Origin of the sequence: Amycolatopsis sp. NPDC004169, from assembly GCF_040610315.1 — a bacterium.
Lineage (GTDB): Bacteria > Actinomycetota > Actinomycetes > Mycobacteriales > Pseudonocardiaceae > Amycolatopsis.
The window spans coordinates 59,895-81,088 of sequence record NZ_JBEXMD010000041.1 but is presented as its reverse complement, the minus strand read 5'-3'; the positions used below and the strand labels follow the sequence as shown (position 1 = coordinate 81,088).

The following is a 21,194-nucleotide window of genomic DNA, read 5'->3' as shown; positions in this document are numbered from 1 at the left end:
GCCCTCACGGCGTGACCGGGATGTTCGTCAGCCCCGAGCGGGCGTTCGTGACGGTGTTCGAGGCGTACACGACGTTCGGGTTCGCCGCGCACTTCGACACCGAGCTGATCTTGATAGCGTAGGCGCCCACGCCGCCGAGGTCGGACCGGTTGGCGCGCCAGACGTTCCCGCAGCCGTTGGGGAACGAGGGGCTCGTGCTCGGGTTGTGGTTCTCGTAGCCGTTGGCGAACGTGCCGGGCGGGGCGAAGGTGCCCGTGTTGCCTTCGATCGTGTAGCCGGTGCCCTTGACGTCGATCCAGGAGTCCGCCGAGTTCTCGCCGGTGATCCCGCGGCCGTCGAAGGTGTTGCCGCGGATGAGGCCGCCGGACGTGCCCTCCTTGACGTCGATCGGCTCGGCCGCGATGAACGGGCCGATGTGGTTGCCGAGCACCTGGATCCGGTCGCCGCGGTCGGCGCCGCCGGAGTTGCCGTGGCAGCCCCAGTTCGAGCCGGCCGAGCCGAGGTACACGCCTTCGCCGTAGCCGGGCTGCACGAGGCCGGTGTGGGTGATCGTGGAGTTCTCCAGCACGCTGTCGGCCGACGAGCGGCGGAAGTGCACGGCCTCCTCGTCGATGTGGTGCACGGTGACACCGTCGATCGTGGTGTGCGGGGACGCGTCCACCACGATGCCCTTCTTGGACTCCTGCACGGTGAACCCGCGCAGGGTCCAGTACGGCGCACCGGAGAGCCACAGCCCGTAGCCGGAGTCCCAGCCTGCCGTCGGTACCGGGCAGCCGGGCGCCTCGCCGGCGGGCCCGTCGTTGATCAGCACGGCGTCCGCCGGGCCGGACAGGGTGATCGGCTCGGCCGCCGTGCCGGGTTTCGTGGTGACGAACGGACCGCGGTAGGTGCCGGCCGCGAGCCGGATCGCCTGCCCGGGGACGGCGCCGGCCAGTGCGGCCCGGAGCTGGGCGGCCGTGGCGACGTCGACGAACCGGGCAGGTCCCGCGGCCCGGGCCGGGCCGCCGAGGGCGACGAGGACGGCGATCGTGGCGGGAACACCGACAGCGCAGCGGAAAACGGCGCTGCGGGACAGCGAACGTGGGGACACCGATGACCTCCGGAAAGCGGAACTGCGGAGGTGTGCGGCGAACACCCGGACGTTTCCCTTTATAGGTCACCGCCCCCAGGCGCGTCAACGGGTTGAATGGTGGTCACATCCGTGAACGCGGTGGGGCGTGACACTTTCCGGTGATCGACCGCTGAAGCCGGCGCGGCGAGGGCATTCTCCCCGGTGAACCCCTTGACACGCAGGGGAAAGCTCCGCGGAAGGAGAACACGATGAACACCCGGATCGCTTCTTGGGCCACGGCCGCGGCACTCACGGTTTCCGCGGTGGTCGCCGCGGCCGCGCCGGCGTCGGCAGACCAGGTGCCGGGCAGCTCGACGCAGTTCTACGCGTACTGCTCGGTGGACCTGCTCGGCGTGCCGGTCGCCTGCACGCAGACCGACGAGGCGCACTCGTCGCACATCTGCCAGTACGTCCTCACCTCACTCGGCGTCGGCCTCGACTGCATCCAGCGCTCGAGGACCTGACCCGGCCCGCGGCGGCGGGCGGGCTTGGTACAGGATCGGGACATTTCTGGTTCACACCTGTCGAACACCCCCGACGAACCGGCGATCTTCTCCGGACAGAGTGACCGGAGTGCGCGGCACCGAGCGCACCCGTCACCCGGAGGAGACCGATGGCCCGTACCCGCATCCCGCCCGTCACCGCGGGGGTTGCCGCCGCGGTGGCCGTGGGGCTCGCCGCCGCCTGCTGGGTGGTCTTCCCGCCCGAGATCGCCGGGCGGGCGCTGGCCGGACGGCCCGCCGTCGACCTCCCGCTGCCGTGGCCCGCGGAGGGGCAAGCCAGCGCCGAGGTCCAGAACCTCGGGTCGCTCGGCAGCCGCGGTGAGCAGCGGCCGGTGCCGATCGCCAGCGTCACGAAGGTGATGACCGCCTACGTCGTGCTCAAGGACCACCCGCTCGGGCCCGGGGAGTCCGGTCCCGAAATCACCGTCGACCAGCAGGCCGAAGCCGAGTCCACCTCGTCCGAGGAGTCGAGCGCGCCGGTGCGGGCGGGACGGCGGCTGAGCGAGCGGGACCTGCTCGCCCTGATGCTCGTCCCCTCGGGGAACAACGTCGCCCGGCTGCTCGCCCGGTGGGACGCGGGCAGCCAGGAGGCCTTCGTCGCGAAGATGAACCGCGAGGCCGCGGCGCTGGGCATGACCAGCACGACCTACACCGGCGCCAGCGGGGTCGAGGACTCGACCACCAGCACCGCCACCGACCAGCTGCGGCTGGCCCGCGAGGTGATGAAGAACCCCGTCGTCCGCGCGATCGTCGCCACCCCGAGCCTGCGGATCGACGGTGTCCCGGGTGCGGTCGTCAACACGAACACCCTGCTCGGCCGCGACGGCGTGATCGGGTTGAAGACCGGCTCGTCGACCGCCGCCGGCGGGGCCCTGATGTGGGCCGCCCAGGCGGGCAACGGGGCGCTGATCCTCGGCGTCGTCCTCCACCAGAGCCCGGGTGGGACGCCGTCCGCCGGGCTGCGGGCCGCGCTCGAGAACAGCGCGAAGCTCATCGCCGCGATCCGGCGTGAGCTGCCGGCGGCCACCCGATGACGGCCACGACCGAGCTGCCGGTGGTCCCGGCCGGGCCGCGCCGGTGGGCCGGGACCTGGCGCCGCGGGCGGGTCATCGCCGCCTTCGCCGTCCTGACGGCCCTGCTGCTCCTCGCGCACCCGCTGGTGCCCAACTGGCCGGGCAACGCCGGCAGCCTGCTGGAGACGTTCCTGCCCTGGACCGGTCTGCTCGTCCTGCCGCTGCTGGCCGCGGCGCTGGTCCGCCGCTCGGCGCTCGCCCTCGTCGTCCTCCTGCTGCCCGCACTGGCCTGGGGCGGGATGTTCGGCAGCCGGCTGTTCGACCGGCGCGAGCCCGGCGGGGACCTCACGATCGTCTCGCACAACGTCAACGACGAGAACCCGGACCCCGCGGGCACCGCGCGGGCCCTGGCCGCTTCGAGTGCGCAGGTGGTCGCGCTCGAGGAGCTGAAGAGGTCCGAGGTGCCGAAGTACGCGGACGCCCTCGCCGTGGCCTACCCGTACCACGAGGTCGAGGGCACGGTCGGCGTCTGGAGCAGCTTCCCGCTGCGGGACACCCGGCCGGTGGCGATCATGCCGTGGACCCGCGCGCTGCAGACCACAGTGGACACTCCGAAGGGGCCGGTGGCGGTCTTCGTCGCGCACCTGCCTTCGGTCCGCGTGCGGCTCGACGCGGGGTTCACCGCGAACGGCCGCGACGCGGCGATGCGGCTGCTCGCCGACGCCGTCGCCGCGGAATCCGCGCCGCGGACCGTGCTCGTCGGCGATTTCAACGGCACGGCGGACGATCGTGCGCTCGCGCCGATCACCGGCAAGCTGCGAGCCGCGCAGGACGTGGCCGGCGACGGCTTCGGCTTCAGCTGGCCGGCCGGGCTGCCGCTGGCCCGCATCGACCAGATCTTCGTCGGCGGCGTGCGGCCGGTGGCGGCCTGGACGCTGCCCGCGACCGGCAGCGACCACCTGCCCGTCGCCGCCACGATCGCGTTCTGACCCGCGTGGGGGAGCCGGCCGAAGCGTGTGGTAGACGGCCCGGGTGAGCGGCGAACATGCCGTTGAACACCGGGCCGTGCTGACGGGCGGTGAATTTCGGACGACGCTCCGCGCAGGTCGGGCCGTCGAATTCGTCGTCGGGCCGATGTGAAGACCATGTGACTAGACCGTTACGCGGCCCGGGGTTGACCCCGTGGGTGTTATCGCTAACACTAACTCCTCGTCGTCACCGGAACAGGTGATGCCGACCATGTCGACGCGGACGAAAGGGGACGCCGGTGGCCGAACGACCCCGCTCCGGCGGCCCCCTGAAGGCCACTTCGGCCGGGACGCGGCAGCCCAGCCTGACCGACGTCGCGGGCGTGGCCGGCGTGTCCCACATGACCGTGTCCCGGGTGATCAACGGGACCGGTCCGGTGCGCCCCGAGACCCGGGCCCGGGTGCTCGCGGCCATCGAAGAACTGGGCTACCGGCCCAATTCCGCGGCCCGCGCGCTGGTCACCGGGCGGACCGGCACGCTCGGCGTCGTCGCACTCGAGTCCAATCTGTACGGTCCGGCCAGCACGCTGTACGGCATCGAGAACGCCGCCCGGGAAGCCGGGTACGCGATCACGATCTCGAGCGTCAGCCGCCCCGGCCGGTCGTCGATCGCCGACGCGGTGGAGAACCTGCGCCGCCAGGCGGTCGAGGGCGTCATCGTGATCGCGCCGCACGTCAGCGCGGGACGGGCGCTGGAAGCCGCGCCCGCGGACTTCCCGGTCGTCGCGGTCGGCGGCGGGGAGGCGGCGCCGGTGCCGGTCATCTCCGTCGACCAGCGCGACGGCGCCCGCCGCGCCACCGAGCACCTGCTGGCGCTGGGCCACCGCACGGTGTGGCACATCGCCGGGCCGGAAGACTGGCTGGAAGCCCGCGACCGCGAGCTCGGCTGGCGGGAAACCCTGGAACGCCACGGCGTCGGGGCCCCGCGGGTGATCCGCGGCGACTGGAGCTCGCGGTCGGGGTACGAGGCGGGGCGATCCCTCGCCGGGGAAAAGGATCTGGACGCCGTCTTCGCCGGCAACGACCAGATGGCACTGGGCCTGCTGCGCGCGTTCGCCGAAGCGGGCATCTCGGTGCCGCGGGACGTGCGCGTGGCGGGCTTCGACGACGTCCCCGAGGCGGCGTACTTCACGCCGCCGCTGACGACGGTGCGCCAGGACTTCATCGAAGTCGGACGGCGTACGTTCGGCCTGCTGGCCGGGCGGATGGACGGAGGCGACCGGCACGCGCGCGCCCTGGTCGTCCCCGAGTTGATCGTGCGCGAGAGCACCGGACCGCGGTAGCGCGGCGGCCGGCGCGGACCCTGCGGTCCCGAGGGATTGTTAGCGCTAACACGCAATTTGTTCCACGCAATTGCTCCACCGAGTTCCCCACACAGGTTTTCCCACAGATCACCGTCGATCGAGGAGTGAACGTGCTGAAGAAGCGATGGGCCGCCGCGGCGGCCGCGGCGGCCGGACTCGTGCTGCTCACCGCCTGCGGGAGTGGCGGTTCGTCCGGTGGTTCGGGCGGGGCGATCACGCTCGGCTTCGCCCAGGTCGGCGCCGAGAGCGGCTGGCGGACGGCGAACACCAAGTCCATCCAGGAATCGGCGAAGACCGCCGGGATCGAGCTGAAGTTCTCCGACGCGCAGCAGAAGCAGGAGAACCAGATCTCCGCGATCCGCTCGTACATCCAGCAGAAGGTCAAGGTCATCGCCTTCTCGCCGGTCGTCGAGTCCGGCTGGGACACCGTCCTCAAGGAGGCGAAGAACGCCAACATCCCGGTCATCCTGACCGACCGCGCGATCGACTCGCCGGACAAGTCGCTCTACAAGACCTTCCTCGGCTCCGACTTCATCGCCGAGGGCAAGAAGGCGGGGGAGTGGCTGACCAAGGAGTTCGGCAGCGCCACCGGCCAGGTCAACATCGTCGAGCTGCAGGGCACCACCGGCTCGGCGCCGGCCAACGACCGCAAGAAGGGCTTCGCGGACGTCATCGCGGCGGACCCGAAGTACAAGATCGTCGCGTCGCAGACCGGTGAGTTCACCCGCGCCAAGGGCAAGGAGGTCATGGAGGCCTTCCTGAAGTCCCAGCCGAAGATCGACGTCCTCTACGCCCACAACGACGACATGGCCCTCGGCGCCATCGAGGCCATCGAAGCCGCCGGCAAGGTCCCGGGCAAGGACATCAAGATCGTCTCGGTCGACGGCGTGAAGGACGCGCTGACGGCGCTGGCCGACGGCAAGATCAACCACGTCGTCGAATGCAACCCGCTGCTCGGCCCGCAGCTGATGGACCTGGTCAAGAAGGTCGCCGCCGGCGAGCAGGTGCCCGCCCGCATCGAGACCCAGGAGACCGAGTTCGACCAGGCGTCGGCCAAGGCCGCGCTGCCGCAGCGGCAGTACTGAGAGGTCCCCGTGTCCACCGAAATCCTGACCATGACCGGGATCCGCAAGGAGTTCCCCGGCGTCCTCGCCCTCGACGGCGTCGACTTCCGCCTGTTCCCGGGCGAGGTCCACGCGCTGATGGGGGAGAACGGCGCCGGCAAGTCCACCCTGATCAAGGTGCTGACCGGGGTCTACGGCGTGGACGCGGGCACCATCACCCTCGCCGGGACCGCCGTCTCCTTCGGCGGGCCCGGCGAGGCCCAGCAGGCCGGCATCAGCACGGTCTACCAGGAAGTCAACCTCTGCCCGAACCTGTCGGTGGCGGAAAACGTCTGCCTCGGCCGGGAACCCCGCCGCTTCGGCCGCATCCAGTGGGGCCCGATGCGGCGGCGGGCCGAGGAACTGCTGGCCCGGCTGGACGTCCACGTCGACGTCTCGGCCGAGCTGTCCACCTGCTCCATCGCGGTGCAGCAGCTGGTGGCGATCGCCCGCGCGCTCGACGTCGACGCGCGGGTGCTCGTCCTCGACGAACCGACGTCCAGTTTGGACACCGGCGAGGTCGAGCAGCTGCTGAAGGTCGTCCGGTCCCTGCGCGAGAGCGGGATGGCGATCCTGTTCGTCTCCCACTTCATCGACCAGGTCTTCGCCATCGCCGACCGGATGACCGTGCTGCGCAACGGAAAGCTCATCGGCGAGTACAAGACCGTCGACATCACCCCGGTCGAGCTGGTCACCCGGATGATCGGCAAGGAGCTCCAGGTCCTCGAGGACCTGGAGGACTCCGGCCCCAGCCGCGCCGAAGTGGCCGGCGCTCCCGTGCTGCTGGCCGCCGAAGGCCTCGGCCGCAAGGGTGGCGTCGAGCCGTTCGACCTCGCCATCCACCAGGGCGAGGTGGTCGGGCTGGCCGGCCTCCTCGGCTCCGGCCGCACCGAACTCGCCCGGCTGCTCTTCGGCGCCGACCACGCCGACAGCGGCTCGGTGCAGGTCGACGGCGCGACGACTTCGCTGCGCACCCCGCGGGCCGGGCTCGACCACAAGATCGCGTTCCTCTCGGAGAACCGCAAGGCCGAAGGCCTGGTCGAGGAACTGACCGTCCGCGAGAACATCGTGCTGGCGCTGCAGGCCTCCCGCGGCTGGGCACGGCCGCTGTCGCGCCGCCGCCAGGACGAAATCGCCGAGAAGTACATCAAGGCACTCGACATCCGGCCCGCCAACCCGGAAGCCCTGGTGGGCAACCTTTCCGGCGGCAACCAGCAGAAGGTGCTGCTGGCCCGCTGGCTCATCACCGAACCGCGGCTGCTGATCCTCGACGAGCCCACCCGCGGCATCGACATCGGCGCCAAGACGGAGATCCAGCGGCTGGTCACCCAGCTCTCGGGCGACGGCATGGCCGTCGTGTACATCTCCGCCGAACTCGAAGAGGTCCTGCGGCTGAGCCACCGGGTCGTGGTGCTGCGGGACCGCAAGGTCGTGGCGGAGCGGGAAAACCAGGCGCTCACCGCGGACGACATCATGGCCACGATGGCCGAGGGGGTGCAGGCATGACCCGCTTGACGAAACACCGGCTCTTCTGGCCCGTGGTGGCCCTGCTGGTGCTGCTGCTGGGTGACCTGATCGCGAGCCCGTCCTTCTTCAAGATCGAGCTGCGCGACGGGCACCTCTACGGGAACCTCGTCGACATCCTGAAGAACGGTGCGCCGCTGATCCTCATCGCGATCGGCATGACGCTGGTGATCGCCACCCGCGGCATCGACCTCTCGGTCGGCGCGGTGGTGGCGATCAGCGGCTCGCTCGCCTGCCTGTGGATCAGCGACAACCCGGACGGCGCGGGCACGACGCTGGTCGCGTTCGGCCTGGCACTCGGCCTCTCGCTGGTGCTCGGGGTGTGGAACGGCTGGCTGGTCGCGGCGCTGGGCATCCAGCCGATCATCGCGACGCTGATCCTCATGGTCGCCGGCCGGGGTATCGCGCAGCTGATCAGCGGCGGGCAGATCATCACCGTCAACTCTCACTCGTTCGAGTGGATCGGCAGCGGGTTCCTGTTCACCCTGCCCAGCGCCATCCTCATCGCGCTCGCCGTGTTCGTGCTGGCGTCGGTGCTCGTCCGCCGCTCCGCGCTCGGCCTGCTCGTCGAGGCCGTCGGCGGCAACCCCGAAGCCAGCCGCCTGGCCGGGCTCCGTTCGGCGCGGCTGACCTGGCTCGTCTACGTCTTCTGCGCGCTCTGCGCGGGCATCGCCGGGTTGATGATCAGCGCGAACGTGCACAGCGCCGACGCCAACCACGCCGGGCTGTTCATCGAGCTCGACGCGATCCTCGCCGTCGTCGTCGGCGGCACCCAGCTGACCGGCGGCCGGTTCTCCCTCGGCGGCGCGGTGATCGGCGCGCTGCTCATCCAGACGCTCACCACCACCGTCTACGCACTGGGCATCCCGCCGGAGTCGATCATGCTGTTCAAGGCCATCGTCGTGCTGGTGGTGTGCCTCCTGCAGTCGCCCGCGTTCCGCCGCCGGTTCCGCAGGCGGGGAGCCCGCCCGGTCGCCCCGGCGCCCACCCCCGCTCCGGAGAAGGTCGAGGTCACCGCATGACCACCCTCGCCCGCGTGAAGGGCTACCGGCCGCAGCAGCGGCACGTGCCGATCCTCGCGACGCTGGCGCTGCTGATCGCCGCGTACGTGTTCGGCGCGGTCCAGTACGAGGCCTTCGGGTCCGGGCAGGTCATCCTCGACCTGTTCATCAACAACGCCTTCCTGCTCGTGGTCGCGGTCGGCATGACGTTCGTGATCCTCACCGGCGGCATCGACCTGTCGGTCGGCTCGGTGGTCGCGCTTTCCACGGTGATCTCCGGCGACCTGATGCAGAAGCACGGCTGGCCGGCGTACGCGGCGATCGCCGTGGTGCTGGTGGTCGGCGCGGTGCTGGGCGCCGGGATGGGCGCGCTGATCCACTTCTTCGAGATCCAGCCGTTCATCGCGACGCTGATCGGGATGTTCTTCGCCCGCGGCCTCTGCTACACGATCACGACCGAGGCGTACTCGATCGACAACGCCACGATCGCCACCCTGGCCCAGACGCAGCTCCCGCTCGGCGGGGAGCTGCACATCTCGATCAGCGTGGTGGTCGCGCTGGTGGTCGTCGCCGCGGCGGCCTACGTCCTGGCCTTCACCCGGTTCGGGCGCACGGTCTACTCGATCGGCGGCAACGCACAGTCCGCGATGCTGATGGGTCTCAAGACCGGCCGCACGAAGATCGCGGTGTACACGATCAGCGGGGTCTGCTCGGCGCTCGGCGGGCTGCTGCTGGTGCTCTACAAGTCCTCGGGCGACCCGCTCAACGGCGTCGGCCTGGAGCTGACCGCGATCGCCGCGGTCGTCATCGGCGGCACCATCCTGACCGGTGGTTCCGGTTACGTCCTCGGCACCGTGCTGGGGATCATGGTGCTGGGCATCATCCAGACCCTGATCACCTTCGACGGCACCCTCAACTCCTGGTGGACCTCGATCATCACCGGGGCTCTCCTGTTCGTGTTCATCGTCCTGCAGCGTCTCGTCACCCGACGGACCCGCTGAAAACCCCGAGGGAGAGTCATGCTCCGCAGACTGCGGCGGCCCACGGCCGTGCTCGCCGCGCTGGCGCTGTGCTCCGCCGTGCCCATCGCGGCGGCGCCGGCCGCCGCGGCCGACACCGACCCGGCCCTGGCGGGGCACTGGACGTTCGACGACGGCAGCGGGACGACCGCCGCCGACACCGCGGGCAGCCACCCGGCCACGTTGACCGGGGGAGCGGGCTGGGGCCCGGGCATCCGCGGCGGGGCACTGACGACCGACGGCGCGAACGGTTTCGCCGACGCGGGCGCGCCGGTGCTCGACACGACGAAGAGCTTCTCGGTGAGCAGCTGGGTGAAGCTGGACAAGACGTCCGGCTTCCAGACGTTCGTGAGTGTCGACGGCACGCAGGTGAGCAACTTCTTCCTGCAGTTCCGCGATGACTCGCGCCGGTTCGCCTTCACCCGCCTGGCCGGGGACGCTCCGGCCGACGGTGTGGTCGCGGGCGCGAACTTCGATCCCGTGGCGGGCCAGTGGTACCAGCTGACCGGTGTGTACGACGCCGCCGCGTCGACGTTGTCGCTGTACGTCGACGGCACCCGCCAGGCCACCGTCGCCGCGCCCACCAGCTGGGCGGGCACCGGGCACCTGGTGATCGGCCGCGGCAAGTACGGCGGCAACCCGGTGGACTTCGTCGACGGCTCGATCGACGACGTGCGCGCCTACTCGGGCCCGCTGTCCGCCGCGGACGCCGCCCGCCTGGCCACCGCCGGGCACTGGCGCCTCGACGAGGGCAGCGGCACCACGACCGCGGACGACTCGCTCGACGCGCGCACCGCCACGCTCACCGGCGGCGCAGCCTGGGGTGACGGGGTCGTCGGCCCGCACGGCGTCGCGCTGAACGGCACCGACGCCGCGGTCGACGTCCCGGCGCCGGCCGTGGACACGGCGCAGAGCTTCTCGGTGTCGGCGTGGGTCAAGCCCACCGCGGCGACCGGCTTCCGGACCGCGGTGAGCGTCGACGGCTCGGCGATCAGCGGCTTCTACCTGCAGCGCGCCGCCGACGGCCGGTTCGCCTTCACCCGGCGCGCGAGCGACGGCGATTCGGCTTCCTCCTCGGCCGTGTCGACGCTGCCCGCGCAGGCCGACCAGTGGCAGCACGTGGTCGGCGTCTACAACCGGGCAGCCGGCACGCTTTCCCTGTACGTCAACGGAACGCTGCAGCAGAGCGTCCCGTTCACCACGCCGTGGACCGCGGCCGGGCACCTGGAGATCGGCCGCGGCAAGTGGGCGGGCAGCCCGGTCGACTGGTTCGACGGCGGCATCGACGACGTCCGCGCGTATCCGACGCCGCTGACCGCCTCGGCCGTGGCCGCGCTGGCGGCCAGTGGTTCGTGGCACTTCGACGAAGGGACCGGCACGGTCGCCCGGGATGCCTCGGCCAACGCGGCCGACGGCACGCTCCGCGGGGCCACCTGGACCGCCGGTGCGGCCGGCCGGGCCGTGCAGCTCGACGGCAAGTCCACTGTGGACATGGGCAGCTCGCCCGCGTTCGACACCGGCACCGGCTCGCTCTCGCTGGCCGCGTGGTTCCGCACCACCGCGGCGGGCACCCTGGTCGACCACGGCGACGGCTACGCGCTCGGCGTCACCGGCGGCAAGCTCACCGCCCGGGTCGGCACGATCCAGGTGACCACCACCGGCGGCGGCCTCGCCGACGGCGCCTGGCACCACGCCGCCCTGGTTCTCGACCGGGCCGCCCAGCGGCTGACCGTCTACGCCGACGGCGACGCGGCCGCGGTCACCAGCACCTGCGGCACGCCGGCCGGCACGACGCTCGACGTCTCCGCCTGCCCGGCTTCGGGCACCGCGGCGGCGCCGTTCACCGTCGGGTCCGGGTTCACCGGGGCGGTCGACGAGGTCGAGCTGCGCCGCTTCCCGCTGACCTCCGCGCAGATCGGCGCCCTCGCCGGAGCGAACCAGCTGGCCGTCGACGCCAACGTCGTCCGCGCGAACACCCGGCCGACGACGTACGGCTCGATCCTCGAAGACATCAGCCACTCGGTCGAAGGCGGCCTCTACGCCGAACTCGTCCGCAACCGCACGTTCAAGGAGGGCTACCAGCCCGGCAGCGGCGCGGGCGACACGCCGGTGCCGTACTGGTCGCTGCTCACTTCGGCGGGGGCGGCCGGCACCTACGCGGTCGACACCGCGAACCCGCTCAGCACCGCGCTCGACCGCTCGCTGAAGCTGCACGCCGACACCGTCCCGCCCGCGGGCCGGGTGGCGGCCGCGAACGTGGGCTTCTACGGCGTCGCCGCCAAGCCGGCCACGAAGTACACCGGCAGCTTCTTCGCCAAGGGCAGCTGGACCGGCGCGGTCCGGGTCAGCCTGGAGAAGCCGGACGGCACGGTCCTGGCGAGCAAGGACGTCCAGCCGGTCGGGGCCGGGTGGGCGCAGCAGACGTTCAGCTTCACGACGCCGTCGACGATCACCGCGTCCACCGACAACCGGATCGTCGTTTCGCTGCTCAACAAGGGGAAGAAGGCCCTGAGCGGGGACGCCTGGTTCCAGCAGGTGTCGCTGTTCCCGCCGACCTTCAAGAACCGCCCCAACGGCGTCCGCGCGGACCTCGGGCAGAAGCTCGCGGCGATGAAGCTGGGCCTGTTCCGCGTCCCGGGCGGCAACTACCTCGAGGGCAACACGCTCGACACCCGCTTCGAGTGGAAGAAGACCATCGGCAAGCTCGAAGAGCGGCCCGGCCACCAGAACACCGCGTGGGGCTACTGGTCCACCGACGGCTTCGGCATCCTCGACTACCTGAAGCTCGCCGAGGACATCGGCGCCCAGCCGCTGCTCGCGCTGTTCGCCGGCTACACGTTGAACGGCCAGCACGTCAGCCAGGCCGACTACCCGCAGTACGTCCAGGAGGCCCTCGACGAGATCGAGTACGCCATCGGCGACAGCTCCACGACGTGGGGTGCCAAGCGGATCGCCGACGGGCACCCGGCGCCGTTCGACCTGCACTACGTCGAGGTCGGCAACGAGGACTGGTTCGACGGCTCGGGCAGCTACGCCTGGCGCTACACGGACATGTTCAACGCCATCAAGGCGAAGTACCCGCAGCTGACCGTCGTCGCCACCACCGGCGGCCTGCAGGGCGGGGCCGCGTCGGCCACGCCGGGCATCCGCCCGGACGCCGCGGACGACCACTACTACCAGTCGCCGCAGTGGTTCACCGACAACTCGACCCGCTACGACACCGCCGACCGGTCCGGCCCGGACATCCTCGTCGGCGAGTACGGCGCCCAGGACGGCAGGCCCACCGGCACGCTGGCCGCCGCCATCGGCGAGGCCGCGTTCCTCACCGGCCTCGAACGCAACAGCGACGTCGTCATCGGCTCGATGTACGCGCCGGTGCTGGTGCAGGAGAACCAGTCCAACTGGCCGGTCAACCTGATCGGCTTCGACGCCGGGACGAGCTACGCCTCGCCGTCGTACTGGGTGCAGCAGATGTTCTCCAGCACCTTGGGCAAGCAGATCGTGACCAGCCGCCTCAACCAGGGCAGCCCCCTGCGGCAGGTGGTCAACGTGACCACGAAGAGCGGAAGGAAGACCTTCACGGTCAAACTCGTCAACCCGTCCGGTCAGGTGCAGACCGCCCGGCTGTCGCTCACCGGCGTCACCGCCGTCGACGGCACCGGGACACTCACCACACTCACCGGCGATCCGGCGGGGCGCAACAGCCTCGCCGCGCCGACCGCCATCGTGCCGCAGACCAGGGAGATCACCGGGCTGGCCGCGACGTCGAAGCTGACGCTGCCGGCCAACTCGGTGACGACGCTGGTCCTCACCGGCCGCTAAGACCCCGGGACGCGGCGCGTACACCGCCGCCCGCGCCGCGTCCCGGTCACCAACCAGGAGGGAAGACACCGTGGGAGAACCACTCACCGTCGGCGTCGACTTCGGCACCCTGTCCGGCCGCGCGGTGGTCGTGCGCGTGGCCGACGGGGCCGAGCTCGGTTCCGGCGTCTTCGAGTACCCGCACGGGGTGCTCGACGAGACGCTGCCCGCGACGGGCCGCGCGCTGCCGCCGGAATGGGCGCTGCAGGTGCCGGCGGACTACGTCGGGGTGCTCCGCAACGCCGTACCGGCGGCGCTGCGGGACGCCGGCGTCGACCCGGGCGACGTCGTCGGCATCGCCACCGACTTCACCGCGTGCACGATGGTGCCGACGACCGCGGACGGGACGCCGCTGTGCGAGCTGCCCGAGTTCGAGGGCAACCCGCACGCGTACGTGAAGCTGTGGAAGCACCACTCGGCGCAGCCGCAGGCCGTGCGGATCAACGAGCTGGCCCGCGCCCGCGGCGAAAAGTGGCTCCCGCGCTACGGCGGGCTGATCTCCTCGGAGTGGGAGTTCGCCAAGGGACTGGAGGTCTTCGAAGAGGCGCCCGAGGTCTACGCCGCGATGCGGCACTGGGTGGAGGCGGCGGACTGGATCGTCTGGCAGCTCACCGGCACCTACGTGCGCAACGCCTGCACCGCCGGCTACAAGGGCATCCTGCAGGACGGCCAGTACCCGAGCCGCGACTTCCTCCGCGAGCTCGCCCCCGGTTTCGAGGACTTCGTGGCCGACAAGCTGGAGCACCCGCTGGGCCAGCTGGGCTCCCGGGCCGGGTCCCTGTCGGCGGAGGCCGCCGGGTGGACCGGGCTGCCCGAAGGCATCGCCGTGGCCGTTGGCAACGTTGACGCCCACGTCAGCGCGCCCGCCGCCCAGGCCGTCGAACCGGGGCAGATGGTGGCGATCATGGGCACCTCGACGTGCCACGTGATGAACGGCGCCGAACTGCACGAGGTGCCGGGCATGTGCGGCGTCGTCGAAGGCGGCATCGTGCCAGGGCTGTGGGGCTACGAGGCGGGCCAGAGCGGCGTCGGCGACATCTTCGGGTGGTTCGCCGAGCACTTCGCCGACGCCTCGCACGAGGAGCTCACCCGGCTCGCGGCCCAGCAGGAGATCGGCGAACACGGCCTGATCGCCCTGGACTGGCACAGCGGCAACCGGTCGGTGCTGGTCGACCACGAGCTCTCCGGCGTGGTCGTCGGGCAGACCCTCGCGACCCGGCCCCAGGACGTCTACCGCGCGCTGCTGGAGGCCACCGCCTTCGGCACCCGGAAGATCATCGAGACGTTCACCGAGGCCGGCGTCCCGGTCACCGAGCTGATCATCGCCGGCGGCCTGGTGAAGAACGCGCTGCTGATGCAGATCTACGCCGACGTCACCAACCTCCCGCTGTCGGTGATCGGCTCGGCGCAGGGGCCCGCGCTCGGGTCGGCCATCCACGCGGCCGTCGCCGCCGGGGCGCACGCGGACATCCGCGCGGCCGCAGCCGCGATGGGCTCGGTCGAGCGGGCGGTGTACCGGCCGGTGCCCGCGCACGTCACCGCCTACGACGAGCTGTACGCCGAATACACCGAGCTCCACGACTACTTCGGCCGTGGCGGCAACGATGTCATGCACCGCCTGGCCGCCCGCAAGCGAGCCGTCGCGAAAGGACGGTCCTGATGTCCCTGACCGGTGAAGTGCTCGACACCGTCGCCGAACTGCGGGACACGGTGGCGAAGCTGCACGGCGAGCTGACCCGCAACGAGCTGGTCATCTGGACCGCGGGCAACGTCTCGGCCCGCGTCCCCGGCCGGGACCTGCTGGTCATCAAGCCCTCGGGGGTGTCCTACGACAACCTCTCCGCGGACACCATGGTGGTCACCGACCTGCACGGCGAGCTCGTCGAAGGCGACCTCGCGCCGTCGTCGGACACCGCCGCGCACGCCTACGTCTACCGGCACATGCCGGAGATCGGCGGGGTGGTGCACACCCACTCGACCTACGCCACCGCGTGGGCGGCCCGCGGCGAGCCGATCCCGTGCGTGCTGACGATGATCGCCGACGAGTTCGGCGGCGAGATCCCGGTCGGGCCGTTCGCCCTGATCGGCGACGACTCCATCGGCCGCGGCATCGTCGAAACGCTTCGCTCCAGCCGCTCGCCGGCGGTGCTGATGCGCAACCACGGACCGTTCACCGTCGGCCGCACCGCGCGCGACGCGGTCAAGGCCGCGGTGATGGTCGAGGACGTGGCCCGCACCGTCCACAAGGCCTTCGAGCTCGGCACGCCCGAACCCCTCCCGCCCGAGGACGTCGACCGGCTCTACGCCCGGTACCAGAACGTCTACGGCCAGCACTGACTTCCCAAGGAGAACGATGACTTCGGCATCGAAACCCCAGCTCTGGTTCCTCACCGGGAGCCAGGCCCTCTACGGCGAGGAGACCCTCGAGCAGGTCGCCGGCCAGTCGCTGCGCATCCAGCAGCTGCTGACCGCCTCCGGCGCGCTCCCGGCCGAGATCGTCGGCAAGCCGGTGCTGACCGAGGCCGCGTCGATCCGCCGCGTGCTGCAGGAGGCCAACGCCGACGCCGCCTGCGTCGGCGTGATCGCGTGGATGCACACCTTCTCGCCCGCGAAGATGTGGATCACCGGGCTCGACGCGCTGCGCAAGCCGCTGCTGCACCTGCACACGCAGCTCAACGAGACGCTGCCGTGGGCCACCATCGACATGGACTTCATGAACCTCAACCAGGCCGCGCACGGCGACCGGGAGTTCGGGTTCATCCAGACCCGCCTCGGCGTGCCGCGCAAGACGGTGGCCGGGCACGTGTCCGACCCGGCCGTGGTCGCGCGGATCGACGCGTGGGCGCGGGCCGCGATCGGCGCCGACCACCTGCGCAACCTGCGGCTGGCCCGCTTCGGCGACAACATGCGCGACGTCGCCGTGACCGAGGGCGACAAGGTCGAGGCCGAACTGCGCTTCGGCGTCTCGGTCAACACCTACGGCGTCAACGACTTGGTCGAGCTCGTGGACGCGGTGTCCGAAAAGGACACTGTGGACTCGCTGGTGGGGCGCTACGCCGACGAATACAACGTTGTGCCGGAGCTCGCGGCCGGGGGAGCGCGGCACGAGTCGCTGCGGTACGCCGCGCGCATCGAAGCCGGGCTGCGGAAGTTCCTCACCGACGGCGGGTTCGGGGCGTTCACCACGAACTTCGAGGACCTCGGCGGGCTCCGCCAGCTGCCCGGTCTCGCGGTGCAGCGGCTGATGGCCGACGGCTACGGCTTCGGCGGCGAGGGCGACTGGAAGACCTCGGCGCTGCTGGCCGCGGTCAAGGCGATGAGCGTCGGCCGTGACCGTGGCACGTCCTTCATGGAGGACTACACCTACCACTTCGGACCCGGCAAGCCGAAGATCCTGGGCGCGCACATGCTCGAGGTCTGCCCGAGCATCGCCGCCGCCAAGCCGTCCTGCGAGATCCACGCGCTGGGCATCGGCGGCCGCGAAGACCCGGTCCGGCTCGTGTTCGACGCCGCCCCCGGCCCGGGTGTCGTGCTCGGCCTGGTCGACCTCGGCGACCGGTTCCGGCTGGTGGCCAACGAGATCGACGTCGTCACGCCGGACGAGCCGCTGCCGAACCTGCCGGTCGCGCGCGCGGTCTGGGAGCCGGCGCCGTCGCTGTCGACGTCCGCGGAGTCCTGGATCACCGCGGGCGGCCCGCACCACACCGTGCTCACCCAGGCCGTGAGCACGGAGACCCTTCGCGACTTCGCGAACCTGCTGGGCGTGGAACTCCTCGTCATCGACAAGGACACGACGCCGCACGATTTCGCCGACCGCATCCGCTGGAACCAGGCGTACCACCGGCTCGCTCAGGGCTTCTGAGAAAGGAAGAAGGAACGATGAAGTTCACCAGAGGAATCGCGGCGCTCGCTGCCGCGGGGCTCGCGCTGACGTTGTCGGCGTGCGGCTCGTCCCAGAAGACCGCGGACCAGGCGGCGCAGTCGAGCGCGAGCGCGGCGGGCGGCCTGGTCGGCGTCACCATGCCGACGAAGTCGTCGGAGCGCTGGATCCACGACGGCGACAACATCAAGGCCGCGCTGGAGAAGCTCGGCTACCAGGTCGACCTGCAGTACGCCGAGAACGACATCCCCACCCAGGTGAACCAGATCGAGAACCAGATCACCAAGGGCGCCAAGCTGCTGGTCATCGCCTCGATCGACGGCACCGCCATCACCACCCAGCTGCAGGAGGCGGCCGACAAGAAGATCCCGGTCATCGCCTACGACCGGCTGATCCGCAATTCACCGAACGTCGACTACTACGCCACCTTCGACAACTTCAAGGTCGGCGTCGAGCAGGCCAACTCGCTGGTCAAGGGCCTCGGTGACGGGGCGGGTCCGTTCAACATCGAGCTGTTCGCCGGTTCGCCGGACGACAACAACGCGACCTTCTTCTTCAACGGCGCGATGTCGGTCCTCAAGCCCCTGATCGACAGCGGCAAGCTGGTCGTCAAGAGCGGCCAGACCGACTTCGCCCGCGCGGCCATCCTGCGCTGGGACCCGGCCACCGCGCAGCGGCGCATGGAGGACCTGCTCACCAAGACCTACACCGGTGGCGCGAAGGTCCAGGGCGTGCTGTCGCCGTACGACGGCCTGTCCATCGGCATCCTCTCGGCGCTGAAGAGCAACGGCTACGGCACCGCCGGCCAGCCGTACCCGATCGTCACCGGCCAGGACGCCGAGGTCGCCTCGGTCAAGTCCATCATCGCCGGTGAGCAGTACTCGACGATCTTCAAGGACACCCGCAAGCTCGCCGACACCACCGTCAAGATGGCCGACGCGGTGCTCAAGGGCGGCAAGCCCGAGGTCAACAACACCAAGGACTACGACAACGGCAAGAAGGTCGTCCCGTCCTACCTGCTGCAGCCGGTCACCGTGGACAAGACGAACTACCAGAAGGAACTCGTCGACTCGGGCTACTACACGGCAGGTCAGCTGAAATGACCGAACTGCTCGGCATGCGCGGGATCACCAAGACCTTCCCCGGGGTCAAGGCGCTGTCGGACGTCAACCTTTCCGTGCGCCGCGGGGAAATCCACGCGATCTGCGGGGAGAACGGCGCCGGGAAGTCCACCCTGATGAAGGTGCTCTCGGGCGTCTACCCGCACGGGAGCTACGACGGCGAGATCACCTTCGACGGGCAGCGGTGCGAGTTCGGGTCGGTGCGCGACAGTGAACGGCGCGGGATCGTGATCATCCACCAGGAACTCGCGCTGTGCGGTCAGTTGTCGATCGCGGAGAACATCTTCCTCGGCAACGAACAGCAGAAGCGGGGCTGGATCGACTGGAACCGCACCAACCACGAGGCCGGCGCGCTGCTCAAGCGCGTCGGCCTCGCCGAAAACCCCACGCGGGCGGTGCAGGAACTCGGTGTCGGCAAGCAGCAGCTGGTCGAGATCGCCAAGGCACTGTCCAAAGAGGTCAAGCTGCTGATCCTCGACGAGCCCACCGCGGCGCTCAACGACGACGACTCGGCCCACCTGCTCGAGCTGCTGCGCGGGCTGCGGGACGAAGGCGTCACGTGCGTGATCATCTCGCACAAGCTCGGCGAGGTGACCGCGATCGCCGACAACGTCACGATCCTGCGTGACGGCCGGACGATCGAGACCCTCGAAGCGGCGGGGCTGACGGAAGAGCGCATCATCACCGGCATGGTCGGGCGCGACCTCGAGCACCGGTTCCCGCCCCGGGAGCCGGAGATCGGCGAAGAGGTGCTGCGGATCGAGGACTGGACGGTGCACAGCCCCACCCAGGCCGGGCGGGTCGTCGTCGACCGCGCGTCGCTTTCGCTGCGGCGCGGGGAGATCGTCGGACTGGCCGGCCTGATGGGCGCCGGCCGCACCGAGCTCGCGATGAGCGTGTTCGGCCGGTCGTGGGGCAAGGACATCTCCGGCCGGATTTTCAAGCACGGCGAGGAGATCGAAATCCGGACGGTGCAGGACGCCGTCCGGCACGGGATCGCCTACGCCACCGAGGACCGGAAGCGCTACGGGCTCAACCTGATCGAGGACATCCAGCGCAACGTGTCCGCGGCCGGGCTGGGCAAGCTGGCCAAGCGCGGCTGGGTCAACGAGCACGCCGAGCACGACACCGCCAACTCCTACCGCCGAGATCTGCGGATCAAGGCGCCGAGCGTGCAGAGCGTGACCGGGAAGCTCTCCGGCGGCAACCAGCAGAAGGTCGTGCTGGCCAAGTGGATCTTCACCGATCCGGACGTGCTGATCCTGGACGAACCGACCCGCGGCATCGACGTGGGCGCGAAGTTCGAGATCTACACGATCATCAACTCCCTCGCCGCGCAGGGGAAGGCCGTGCTGGTCATCTCCTCCGAGCTGCCGGAGCTGCTCGGGCTCTGCGACCGGATCTACGCGCTCTCGGCGGGGCGGATCACCGGCGAAGCCCAGCGCGAGGAAGCCACCCAGGAACTGCTGATGCAGTACATGACTAAGGAACGGGAATGACCACGACCGAAGCGCGGCCCGACGCGCCCCCGGTTGAGCGCTCCAAGCGGAGGATCTCGATCAACCCGCGCCAGAGCGGCATCTACGTCGCGTTCGCGCTGATCGTGGTGCTGTTCGAGGTGCTCACCGGTGGCGCGCTGCTGGAGCCGCAGAACATCTCCAACATCATCGTGCAGAACAGCTACGTGCTGATCCTCGCGATCGGGATGATCCTGGTGATCATCTCCGGGCACATCGACCTGTCCGCCGGGTCGGTGGTCGCGATGACCGGCGCGGTGTCGGCGGTGCTGATGGTGAATTCGCACGTGCCGTGGTTCCTCGCGGTGCTGATCACCCTCGTCGTCGGCGCGGCGATCGGCGCGTGGCAGGGGTACTGGGTCGCCTACTTCGGCATCCCGGCGTTCATCGTGACGCTGGCCGGCATGCTGGCGTTCCGGGCGCTGACCCTGACCGTGCTGGGCAACCAGGGCATCGGCCCGTTCCCGGACGCGATCCGCACGCTGTCCAACGGCTTCACCGACGGCTACCTCGGCAACATCGGCCTCGGCCCGCTCGGCGGCGCCGACCTGGTGTCGCTGCTGGCCGGCGTGGCCGCGGTGGCCGGGATCGTGTTCACCCAGTGGCGCAAGCGGATGGGCAGGCTGGGCTACGGCCAGGACGTCGACCCGTTCCCGCTGTTCGTGCTGAAGCTGGCCGGGATCGCGGTGCTGGTGCTGGCGCTGGTCGTGCAGCTGGCGCGGTTCAAGAACCTGCCGTGGGTGCTGATCCTGCTGGCGGTGCTGGTGCTCGGCTACTCGCTGGTGGCCGGGAAGTCGGTGTTCGGCAGGCACATCTACGCCGTGGGCGGCAACCTGCAGGCCGCGACGCTCTCGGGCGTCAAGGTCAAGCAGGTGACGTTCTGGATCTTCGTCAACATGGGCGTCCTGGCGGCGCTGGCGGGCATCATCTTCGCCGGCCGGCTGAACCAGGCGGGCCCGACGGCGGGTGTCAACTTCGAGCTGGACGCGATCGCGGCGGCCTTCATCGGCGGCGCGGCGGTCCAGGGCGGCGTCGGCAAGGTGGTCGGCGCGATCACCGGCGGCCTGATCATGGCGGTGATCAACAACGGGATGTCCCTGATCGGCGCCCCGAGCGAGCGGGTGATGCTGGTCAAGGGCGTCGTCCTGCTGGCGGCCGTGGCCTACGACATCTGGACGAAGCGCCGCGCCGCTTCCTGACCAGGTTCGT

General features: G+C 70.6%; 16 protein-coding genes. 15 read left to right on the top strand and 1 reads right to left on the bottom strand.

Annotated features, from left to right (window positions below; translation table 11 throughout):
• Positions 1-4 precede the first annotated feature (4 nt).
• A complete protein-coding gene (locus ABZX11_RS38385; RefSeq protein ID WP_354922844.1) occupies positions 5-1,090 on the bottom strand; it encodes a hypothetical protein in 1,086 nt (361 codons plus the stop codon).
• A gap of 230 nt (positions 1,091-1,320) precedes the next feature.
• Here ABZX11_RS38385 and ABZX11_RS38380 point away from each other — a divergent pair, with 230 nt between their 5' ends.
• The 15 genes from ABZX11_RS38380 (at position 1,321) to mmsB (ending at position 21,184) form a co-directional block, all read left to right on the top strand.
• The gene (locus ABZX11_RS38380; RefSeq protein WP_176169877.1) at positions 1,321-1,575 is read left to right on the top strand and encodes a hypothetical protein; all 255 of its coding nucleotides are present in this window, start codon (positions 1,321-1,323) and stop codon (positions 1,573-1,575) included.
• Between the two features lie 149 nt (positions 1,576-1,724).
• Entirely contained in the window at positions 1,725-2,648 is a 924-nt protein-coding gene (locus ABZX11_RS38375; protein WP_354922841.1) for a serine hydrolase, read from the top strand.
• Positions 2,645-3,616 carry an endonuclease/exonuclease/phosphatase family protein gene (locus tag ABZX11_RS38370; protein ID WP_354922838.1) on the top strand — a complete coding sequence of 324 codons (972 nt, stop codon included), beginning with the start codon at positions 2,645-2,647 and terminating at the stop codon, positions 3,614-3,616. Before ABZX11_RS38375 ends, ABZX11_RS38370 begins: the two co-directional genes overlap by 4 nt.
• Before the next feature lie 278 nt (positions 3,617-3,894).
• A complete protein-coding gene (locus ABZX11_RS38365) occupies positions 3,895-4,938 on the top strand; it encodes a LacI family DNA-binding transcriptional regulator (protein WP_354922835.1) in 1,044 nt (347 codons plus the stop codon).
• Positions 4,939-5,063: 125 nt separating this feature from the next.
• The gene (locus ABZX11_RS38360) at positions 5,064-6,044 is read left to right on the top strand and encodes an ABC transporter substrate-binding protein (protein ID WP_176169873.1); all 981 of its coding nucleotides are present in this window, start codon (positions 5,064-5,066) and stop codon (positions 6,042-6,044) included.
• A gap of 30 nt (positions 6,045-6,074) precedes the next feature.
• Positions 6,075-7,568, top strand: a complete 1,494-nt coding sequence (locus tag ABZX11_RS38355) for a sugar ABC transporter ATP-binding protein (RefSeq protein ID WP_254897429.1) — start codon at positions 6,075-6,077, stop codon at positions 7,566-7,568.
• Complete coding sequence (locus ABZX11_RS38350; protein ID WP_176169872.1) at positions 7,565-8,608, top strand: ABC transporter permease; 1,044 nt, start codon at positions 7,565-7,567, stop codon at positions 8,606-8,608. Before ABZX11_RS38355 ends, ABZX11_RS38350 begins: the two co-directional genes overlap by 4 nt.
• A complete protein-coding gene (gene yjfF, locus ABZX11_RS38345; protein ID WP_176169871.1) occupies positions 8,605-9,588 on the top strand; it encodes a galactofuranose ABC transporter, permease protein YjfF in 984 nt (327 codons plus the stop codon). The genes ABZX11_RS38350 and yjfF overlap by 4 nt, the downstream gene beginning before the upstream one ends.
• 18 nt (positions 9,589-9,606) lie before the next feature.
• Entirely contained in the window at positions 9,607-13,428 is a 3,822-nt protein-coding gene (locus ABZX11_RS38340; protein ID WP_354922830.1) for a LamG-like jellyroll fold domain-containing protein, read from the top strand.
• 70 nt (positions 13,429-13,498) lie between these two features.
• Positions 13,499-15,127, top strand: a complete 1,629-nt coding sequence (araB, locus tag ABZX11_RS38335; protein WP_354922827.1) for a ribulokinase — start codon at positions 13,499-13,501, stop codon at positions 15,125-15,127.
• Positions 15,127-15,804, top strand: coding sequence for an L-ribulose-5-phosphate 4-epimerase (locus ABZX11_RS38330; RefSeq protein ID WP_354922824.1), 678 nt, complete (start codon positions 15,127-15,129; stop codon positions 15,802-15,804). Before araB ends, ABZX11_RS38330 begins: the two co-directional genes overlap by 1 nt.
• Before the next feature lie 16 nt (positions 15,805-15,820).
• Positions 15,821-17,329: an L-arabinose isomerase gene (araA, locus tag ABZX11_RS38325; protein ID WP_176169867.1), complete on the top strand. Its 1,509-nt coding sequence runs from the start codon at positions 15,821-15,823 to the stop codon at positions 17,327-17,329.
• A 17-nt stretch (positions 17,330-17,346) separates the two neighbouring features.
• Positions 17,347-18,450, top strand: a complete 1,104-nt coding sequence (gene chvE, locus ABZX11_RS38320; RefSeq protein ID WP_176169866.1) for a multiple monosaccharide ABC transporter substrate-binding protein — start codon at positions 17,347-17,349, stop codon at positions 18,448-18,450.
• Positions 18,447-19,967: a multiple monosaccharide ABC transporter ATP-binding protein gene (gene mmsA / locus ABZX11_RS38315; RefSeq protein ID WP_176169865.1), complete on the top strand. Its 1,521-nt coding sequence runs from the start codon at positions 18,447-18,449 to the stop codon at positions 19,965-19,967. The genes chvE and mmsA overlap by 4 nt, the downstream gene beginning before the upstream one ends.
• On the top strand, positions 19,964-21,184 hold the full coding sequence (gene mmsB, locus ABZX11_RS38310) for a multiple monosaccharide ABC transporter permease (RefSeq protein WP_176169864.1): 1,221 nt from the start codon (positions 19,964-19,966) through the stop codon (positions 21,182-21,184). The genes mmsA and mmsB overlap by 4 nt, the downstream gene beginning before the upstream one ends.
• Positions 21,185-21,194: the final 10 nt, after the last annotated feature.

Coding starts and splice junctions, on each gene's coding strand:
- ABZX11_RS38340 (WP_354922830.1), top strand. CDS start 9,607: ATGCTCCGCAGACTGCGGCGGCCCACGGCCGTGCTCGCCGCGCTGGCG.
- ABZX11_RS38350 (WP_176169872.1), top strand. CDS start 7,565: ATGACCCGCTTGACGAAACACCGGCTCTTCTGGCCCGTGGTGGCCCTG.
- araA (WP_176169867.1), top strand. CDS start 15,821: ATGACTTCGGCATCGAAACCCCAGCTCTGGTTCCTCACCGGGAGCCAG.
- ABZX11_RS38370 (WP_354922838.1), top strand. CDS start 2,645: ATGACGGCCACGACCGAGCTGCCGGTGGTCCCGGCCGGGCCGCGCCGG.
- mmsB (WP_176169864.1), top strand. CDS start 19,964: ATGACCACGACCGAAGCGCGGCCCGACGCGCCCCCGGTTGAGCGCTCC.
- chvE (WP_176169866.1), top strand. CDS start 17,347: ATGAAGTTCACCAGAGGAATCGCGGCGCTCGCTGCCGCGGGGCTCGCG.
- ABZX11_RS38330 (WP_354922824.1), top strand. CDS start 15,127: ATGTCCCTGACCGGTGAAGTGCTCGACACCGTCGCCGAACTGCGGGAC.
- yjfF (WP_176169871.1), top strand. CDS start 8,605: ATGACCACCCTCGCCCGCGTGAAGGGCTACCGGCCGCAGCAGCGGCAC.
- ABZX11_RS38380 (WP_176169877.1), top strand. CDS start 1,321: ATGAACACCCGGATCGCTTCTTGGGCCACGGCCGCGGCACTCACGGTT.
- mmsA (WP_176169865.1), top strand. CDS start 18,447: ATGACCGAACTGCTCGGCATGCGCGGGATCACCAAGACCTTCCCCGGG.
- ABZX11_RS38355 (WP_254897429.1), top strand. CDS start 6,075: ATGACCGGGATCCGCAAGGAGTTCCCCGGCGTCCTCGCCCTCGACGGC.
- ABZX11_RS38375 (WP_354922841.1), top strand. CDS start 1,725: ATGGCCCGTACCCGCATCCCGCCCGTCACCGCGGGGGTTGCCGCCGCG.